Source organism: Flavobacterium sp. FG19 (genome assembly GCF_057809475.1).
Genome location: NZ_JBMDKA010000018.1, coordinates 112,627 through 120,225, shown reverse-complemented (window position 1 = coordinate 120,225; position 7,599 = coordinate 112,627). Strand labels below are relative to the sequence as shown.

General features: G+C 35.8%; 5 protein-coding genes and 1 tRNA gene. 4 read left to right on the top strand and 2 right to left on the bottom strand.

Annotation, left to right across the window (positions count from 1 at the left end; all coding sequences use genetic code 11):
• Positions 1 to 157: 157 nt before the first annotated feature.
• Positions 158 to 230 (bottom strand) — tRNA-Gly (locus tag ACODST_RS17895).
• Positions 231 to 364: 134 nt separating this feature from the next.
• On the opposite strand from ACODST_RS17895, the gene ACODST_RS17890 reads away from it, so the two are divergent.
• Both ACODST_RS17890 and ACODST_RS17885 read left to right on the top strand, forming a co-directional pair.
• Positions 365 to 802: a GNAT family N-acetyltransferase gene (locus tag ACODST_RS17890; RefSeq protein ID WP_488933464.1), complete on the top strand. Its 438-nt coding sequence runs from the start codon at positions 365 to 367 to the stop codon at positions 800 to 802.
• Between the two features lie 2 nt (positions 803 to 804).
• On the top strand, positions 805 to 2,388 hold the full coding sequence (locus ACODST_RS17885; RefSeq protein ID WP_488933463.1) for a L,D-transpeptidase family protein: 1,584 nt from the start codon (positions 805 to 807) through the stop codon (positions 2,386 to 2,388).
• Here the strand turns inward: ACODST_RS17885 and ACODST_RS17880 are convergent.
• Entirely contained in the window at positions 2,377 to 3,102 is a 726-nt protein-coding gene (locus ACODST_RS17880; RefSeq protein ID WP_488933462.1) for a murein L,D-transpeptidase catalytic domain family protein, read from the bottom strand. The genes ACODST_RS17885 and ACODST_RS17880 overlap by 12 nt on opposite strands.
• A 301-nt stretch (positions 3,103 to 3,403) precedes the next feature.
• On the opposite strand from ACODST_RS17880, the gene ACODST_RS17875 reads away from it, so the two are divergent.
• Entirely contained in the window at positions 3,404 to 5,833 is a 2,430-nt protein-coding gene (locus tag ACODST_RS17875) for a DUF5916 domain-containing protein (RefSeq protein WP_488933461.1), read from the top strand.
• Positions 5,834 to 5,973: 140 nt separating this feature from the next.
• Complete coding sequence (gpmI, locus tag ACODST_RS17870) at positions 5,974 to 7,491, top strand: 2,3-bisphosphoglycerate-independent phosphoglycerate mutase (protein ID WP_488933460.1); 1,518 nt, start codon at positions 5,974 to 5,976, stop codon at positions 7,489 to 7,491.
• The last annotated feature ends 108 nt before the right edge of the window (positions 7,492 to 7,599 follow it).

Genomic DNA, 7,599 nt, shown 5'->3' with positions numbered 1-7,599 from the left:
TCGCGACAACCAGCTTGGAAGGCTGGAGCTCTACCAACTGAGCTACTTTCGCATTAACAGGGCGCAAAGATAAACAATTTATTCATTTTACAAAACAAAAATCAAAAATTTATTTAAGTTTGCTAAAAAAACTAAAACAATTATGTTTTGGTTTTAGAGCGAAAGACGAGGCTCGAACTCGCGACAACCAGCTTGGAAGGCTGGAGCTCTACCAACTGAGCTACTTTCGCATTGCTGGTGCAAATATAAAAAGAAAGTTAAGTTCAAAACAAGCTTTTTGGCAAAAAAAATTAAATAAAAACAACATTTTATTATAACGCATTTAAAATTAAAACGTTATAAAAACAATTATTTTTAAAAAAATATGACAATTATTAAAGAAATCCCATCCCAAGAAACGTATAGTGTCCGTCAGCCAGTTCTTCGAAAAGGAAAACCAGTCGAAAGCTGCATCTTTGAGGGAGACGATCTGGAGACCACTCATCATTTTGGCTTATTTAACGATGAAAATTTAACAGGAATTATTTCGTTATTCACTCAAAGCAACATTATATTTGCCGAAAAAAATCAGGCACAGATTCGCGGCATGGCTATTTTGGAAAAAGATCAGAAAAAAGGCTATGGCGAAGCGCTTGTAAAACATTGCGAAGATTATTGTAAAGAAAAAAACACCAGCTTAATTTGGTTCAACGCCAGAACCGCTGCAGTTGGGTTTTATAAAAAACTGAATTATCAAACTATCGGAGAATCATTTAATATTAAAGACGTTGGCGAACATTACCTAATGTTTAAAAAATTATAATAATGAAAAAACTTTACTTTTTTTTAGTAATATGCAGTTTTGTTAGTTGTAAAAAAGAAGAACCAAAAACACCTAAAGTTGTTATTAAAAAAGCACCTGAAATTATCCTTACTGACGAAAGAAAAGTAGAAATCGACACCGCCTTATTAAGTACTTTTAAAAGTGAAACCCTTAAACAGTTTTATAACGCTTCTGAAAATAAAACGGTTTGGGGAAACCTGAAAAAAAGACAATATGTATTGTCTCAATTAGAAAAATCAGAGGAACTTGGGTTAGATCCCGAAGATTACAAAGCTTCGCAGCTTAAAAAATTTGAAAGCCGAATTAGTAAATTAAACGATTCTGACCTGGCCACTTATGACATACTGCTGACTTATAATTTTGAAAAATACCTGGACCATTTATACAAAGGAAAACTGGATCCTAAAAAATTATACACAGACTGGGACCTGGATGAAAAAACATTTGATGTTAACACTGTTCTGATAAAAGCTTTTAACAAAAACAAACTGGACAGCGTAATTGACAATATCCAACCCAAATCTTTCACATACAAACAATTACTAAAATCACTGGAAATAATCAACTCGTTTCCTGATGAGGAAATTGAAAATATCGAGTCTGTAAAGAAAATTACTTTAAATGATACCAATACTGCTTTGGTAAACATTAAAAAGAAACTTTTATACTGGAAAGACCTTTCAGGAAAAGACAGCCTTACCAATATATACGACCAGAAAACATTTGAGGCGGTTAAAAGTTTTCAGGCCAGACATGGTTTAGCCGATGACGGAGTTATTGGTATAGGTACTATCAGTGCTTTAAACTACTCTAAAGAAAAAAGAAAACAGCAGATCATTGCCAATCTAGAACGCTGGAGATGGTACCCAAATGATTTAGCCGAGAATTATTTCATCATCAATATACCGGATTACAGCCTGCATGTAGTTGAAAACCAGGACACCACTCTGGTAAGAAATGTTGTGGTAGGAACCAGTAAAAGAAAAACGCCAATCATAACCTCAACCTTAAAAACTGTTGTTTTTAACCCTACCTGGACTGTTCCTCCCACTATTCTGAAAGAAGATGTTGTTCCGGCCATGAAACGCAACCGTAATTATCTGGCCAAAAAGAATATCACAATTTACGACACCTCCGGAAATGCCGTAGATCCTCATGCCTGGAACGAAAATAAACCGGGCAATTACCGCTATGTCCAGAGTCCGGGCTACAACAATTCTTTAGGATTAGTAAAAATCCTGTTTCCAAATCATCATAGTGTTTACCTGCATGATACCAACCACCGAAATTACTTTGTGCGAAACAATCGTTCCTTAAGTTCAGGATGTGTTCGTGTTGAAAATCCGCTGGAACTGGCAGAACATATTTTAGATGATCCGGACAGGTTTTCCAAAGAAAAAATAGATACCATAATCGCATCTAAAAAAACCATGAGCTTTAAAATTACCAAAAAATACGCTCTGTATCAATGGTACTGGACCGCCTGGAGCAAAAAAAATCAGCTCATTTTCAGAGCTGATATTTATAATCTTGATGCGGATTTGTACAGTAAATTAAGAAATTAATTTTTGCTCCATCGTAAAACTTCTTGACGGATGATAGATAAATAAACACGATTTATCTTTAATCGTTTCTATAATATCATCTGTCAGTTCAACCGGAACAGCAGGACATCCCTGACTTCTTCCTAATCTTTTATGATCTCTGATAAAAGCTTCAGAAACATAATCGGCTCCATGCATTACTACTCCTCTTTCACGTGCATTATCGTTTAAACCTCTTTCCAAACCGTCTAAACGTAGTGAAGCACCGTGTTTCCCCTGATAAATTTCGCCGGTCGCATAAAAACCTAAGCTGCTTTTAAAAGAAGAATTTAAGTTGGAAAATGCTGTTGCAAATTCTTCTCCGGTATTTCTGCCATGTGCAACCAGAGAATTAAATAAAACTTTATTAGTATTCATATCAATCACCCAAAGACGTTTGGTGTTTGACGAAAGACTGAAATCAATTAAAGTCAAAATGTTTTTTTGAATAATCCCTCTCTCTTTCAACAGGTAAAATCCTTTTAGAGCTTCGGTAAAAGTTTTAAGCTCCGGAAGTTTATAATTATTAGAATCTAATGCATTATAAACATTCTCAATTTTAGCATCTACAGAAAGGTTTGTTTCGACTTTTGCAATACTCTTTGTTTTTGCAGCCTTTAATTCGGAGGTGTTTTTTGAATCTTTACCAAAAGACAATAATAAAAACACAAACAGCGGATAAATTTTGTAAATCATTGAATTTCTTTAGGTTAATAATAAATTTGGGTATGGCAAAAGTATAAATTTTTCATTCTTCTCAAAATACAACGCTGAAAATCAGGCTCTTTTTGTTGAAAATTTAACATTATTAACATAAAAATGTTATTTATGTAAGATAAATACTTACCCTAAAACTCTAAACATTTTATATTGATTTCTTAATAAAAACACAATTAAAAATTATTTTTGGTGCTTCAAACTGTAACTTTTGATATAAAAATCAGTCTATTAATCCAACTGAAAACCATTTAATATCTTATTTCTTTTTTGAATCGGCATGAAAAAACTAGTTTTTATTAGTCTTCTTTTATCTGCTTTTTGGAGTTTTGGCCAAAAAAAAGCACTGCAGGCAAAATCTGTCTCGCAAAATATTGCTATTGACGGAAAACTGGATGAAAGTGCCTGGGAAAATGCACCGGCAGCGGCTGACTTTATAACATTTGAACCCGATAACGGAAAAGCAGTCGAAGAAGCTAAAAAAACCACAGTCAGAATTTTATACGATAATGATGCCGTATATATTGGCGCTGTCCTGTATGATGACGAACCTGATAAAATTTTAAAAGAAATTTCACAGCGGGATAATTTTGGAACTGCCGATCTTTTTGGTGTTTTTATCAATGGCTTCAATGACGGACAGCAGGATTTCATGTTTTATGTTTCGGCTGCCGATGTTCAGGCAGACTGTGTTATGACGGATGCAGCGGGCGAAGATTATTCCTGGGATGCTGTCTGGCTGAGCCGGGCTTCCATAACCGCAGACGGATGGGTTGTTGAAATGAAAATTCCTTATTCTGCCCTTCGCTTCTCTCCGGAAAACAAACAAATCTGGGGCATTAATTTCTTTAGAGAAATCAAACGTACCCGCTATAAATATACCTGGAACTTTGTAGATGCAAAAGTAGGAACCTTTACCCAGCAGGCCGGAATTCTGGAAGGAATTGAAAATATCAAACCTCCTACCCGTTTATTTTTTATGCCGTATGCCTCTTATTATCTGAATGCGGCAGAAGGACAAAAAACATACGGAACCGCAAAAGGCGGTATGGATATTAAATACGGAATCAACGATGCTTTTACGGTTGATGCTATTTTGATTCCTGATTTTGGACAAACCAAATACGACGATCAGATTCTAAATCTGGGACCTTTTGAACAGCAGTTTAATGAAAACAGACCTTTTTTTACAGAAGGAACAGATTTGTTTAATAAAGGAAAAATGTTTTATTCCCGAAGAATTGGAGGAAAACCTTCGGTAGAACCGGAATTAAATGAAAACGAAGAAATAACAGAGCAGGTTCAGAATGTCAATTTAATTAATGCTTTAAAATTATCCGGAAGAACCAGAAATGGTTTAGGAGTTGGAATTTTAAATGCTGTTACAGAGAAAACTTTTGCCACTATAAAAGATACCCTTACAGGAGAAACCAGAAGAGTAGTTGTTGAACCGCTTACCAATTATAATGTACTGGTACTGGACCAGCGTTTCCGTAAAAATTCATCGGTTACTTTTATCAATACTAATGTTACCCGAAACGGGCATTACCGGGATGCTAACGTAACCGGTTTAGTCTGGGATTTAAATACCAAAGCCAATACTTATAATTTATCCGGAAATGTAAAATACAGCACTATAAATGCCGAAGAGGACAAAAAAGGAATGTATGCTACAATAGGTTTTGCCGAAACCAGCGGAAAATACCGTTATAGTTTTGGTTCTGATTTTGTAACCAAAGATTTCAATCCTAATGATCTGGGGATTAATTTTTATACCAATTATTATAACTTTTTCAACAACGTTAATTACAGGATCCTGAACCCTACCAGGCTTTTTAATAGTTTTAGAATAAATCTTAACAACTATATCGAATTCAATAAAGATTCCGGAAAAATACAGGACAATAACATTAATGCAAATGTGAACCTGACAACAGTAAAAAACAATTATTACGGTATGGGAATTACTGTTTTCCCTTTAGAATCTTATGATTATTACGAACCAAGAACAGACAACAGATATGTAATAATCCCCAGAAAAATAGATATCTGGGCCAGTTTATCAACTAACTACAATCATAAATTTGCTTTAGATTTAAATCCGTCAATATCTGTTGCCGACGAGCCGGGACGAGCGGCTTATGGTGTAGATGTCGGACCGAGATATCGTTTTAACGACAAACTCTTACTTACTTATACGTTTAGTTTTCTTAAAAGAAATAATAACAAAGGGTATATCGACAGTTATGACGACGATGATAATGAAGCGACTCCTGAAACTATTGTGTTCGCTAATCGTGATGTGATTACCTACGCCAATACATTAGCAGGGAAATATGCCATTAATAGTGCCATGACTTTAAATCTGGCGGTACGCCAATACTGGTCTTCAGCAGAAAACAAAAACATTTTACAGCTGGATACTGATGGCACTCTGGATCCGTACCCTCAATATACTGAAAACAAAAATTCAAGCTTCTATTCCTGGAATGCCGATTTATCGTACTCCTGGTGGTTTGCTCCCGGAAGCCAGCTTTCTGCCCTTTACCGAAACAATGCCTCTAACTTTGAACGTATTATAGATAAAGATTTTAAAAACAACGTAACCGGCTTATTAAACAATGACGCTTTAAAACACATTTTTTCAATTAGCGTCAAATATTTTATAGACTATAATGCCGTCAAAAACAAGGTTAGAAAAAGAGCTTAGCGTGAATAAATTTTAAAAAATAAAGACTTCTGTAATTAAATTAATATTTTTTTTCACGCTTCATTTTATTAAATATAAATGTAACATTGCGTTTCCTCCAAAGTTTAGAAATGACTTATCTTTGTAGAAAACAAAATGTAATGAACAAAAAAGTTATCCTTATGATTTTAGACGGTTGGGGAAAATCTCCTGACCCTAAAGTATCTGCAATAGACAATGCAAATGTTCCATTTATAAACAGCCTTTACAAAAATTACCCAAGCGCACAGCTTCGTACTGACGGTTTAAACGTTGGTCTGCCTGAAGGCCAGATGGGAAATAGTGAAGTGGGGCACATGAACCTTGGTGCCGGAAGAATTGTATATCAGGATTTAGCAAAAATTAATTTAGCGGTAGCGCACAAAACACTGGCTAAAGAACAGGTATTAATCGATGCTTTTACTTATGCTAAAGACAATAATAAAAAAGTACACTTTCTAGGATTAGTTTCTGACGGAGGGGTTCACTCTCACACCTCTCACCTGCGCGGCTTAATCGATGCTTCTCAGGAATACGGTTTAGATCAGGTGTATGTTCATGCTTTTACAGACGGACGTGACGTTGATCCAAAATCGGGAGCAAAATACATTCATGATCTTGAAGATTATATTAAAGATACTCCTGTAAAAATCGCTTCTATTGTTGGCCGTTACTATGCCATGGATCGTGATAAAAGATGGGAACGCGTAAAACTGGCTTATGACCTTGTAGTAAACGGTGTTGGAACTCCATCAACAAATGCCGTTTCAAGCGTTCTGGAAAGCTATGAAAAAGATGTTACAGACGAATTTATCGAGCCTGTTGTTATGACAGATGCCAACGGAAAACCTCTTGCCACTATTGTAGAAGGCGACGTTGTGATCTTCTTTAACTTTAGAACAGACAGAGGACGTGAACTTACTGAAGCGCTTTCTCAGCAGGATTTCCACGAACAAAACATGCATAAACTAAACCTGTATTATGTAACCCTGACCAACTACGATGAAACTTATCAAAATGTAAAAGTAGTTTACAATAAAGATAATATCACCGAAACGCTGGGGGAAGTTTTAGAAAAAGCAGGTAAAAAACAAATCAGAATTGCGGAGACTGAAAAATACCCGCACGTAACTTTCTTCTTCTCAGGAGGTAGAGAAACTCCTTTTGAAGGCGAAGAAAGAATCTTAAGAAACTCTCCAAAAGTGGCCACTTACGATTTACAGCCTGAAATGAGCGCTTACGAACTGGCCGATGCCCTTGTTCCGGAATTAAATAAAGGAGAAGTTGATTTCGTTTGTTTAAACTTTGCTAACGGGGATATGGTTGGACATACCGGAATTATGGAAGCTGCCATTAAAGCCTGTGAAGCCGTTGACGCTTGCGCGAAAAAAGTAATCGATGCTGCTCTTGCTAACGATTACACTACAATCGTAATTGCCGACCACGGAAACTGCGAAACCATGATCAATCCTGATGGTTCTCCAAATACAGCACACACCACAAACCCGGTGCCGATTATTTTGGTTGACAAGCAACTGAAAAGTATTCAGGATGGGGTTTTAGGCGACATTGCTCCAACAATTTTAGAATTGATGGGCGTACAGCAGCCAAATGCGATGACTTGTCATTCGCTTTTGTAAATTTTTGCAAACCATATAAGTAATATAAGTTCATTTAAACTGAACTTAAAAAAATCTCGCAAAGACGCTAAGTCCCAAAGAAAAATAAACTTTGTGCTTCTGTGTCTT

Excerpts from the sequence above, each read along its gene's own strand:
- gpmI (WP_488933460.1), top strand. The coding sequence starts at position 5,974 with ATGAACAAAAAAGTTATCCTTATGATTTTAGACGGTTGGGGAAAATCT.
- ACODST_RS17880 (WP_488933462.1), bottom strand. The coding sequence starts at position 3,102 with ATGATTTACAAAATTTATCCGCTGTTTGTGTTTTTATTATTGTCTTTT.
- ACODST_RS17875 (WP_488933461.1), top strand. The coding sequence starts at position 3,404 with ATGAAAAAACTAGTTTTTATTAGTCTTCTTTTATCTGCTTTTTGGAGT.
- ACODST_RS17890 (WP_488933464.1), top strand. The coding sequence starts at position 365 with ATGACAATTATTAAAGAAATCCCATCCCAAGAAACGTATAGTGTCCGT.
- ACODST_RS17885 (WP_488933463.1), top strand. The coding sequence starts at position 805 with ATGAAAAAACTTTACTTTTTTTTAGTAATATGCAGTTTTGTTAGTTGT.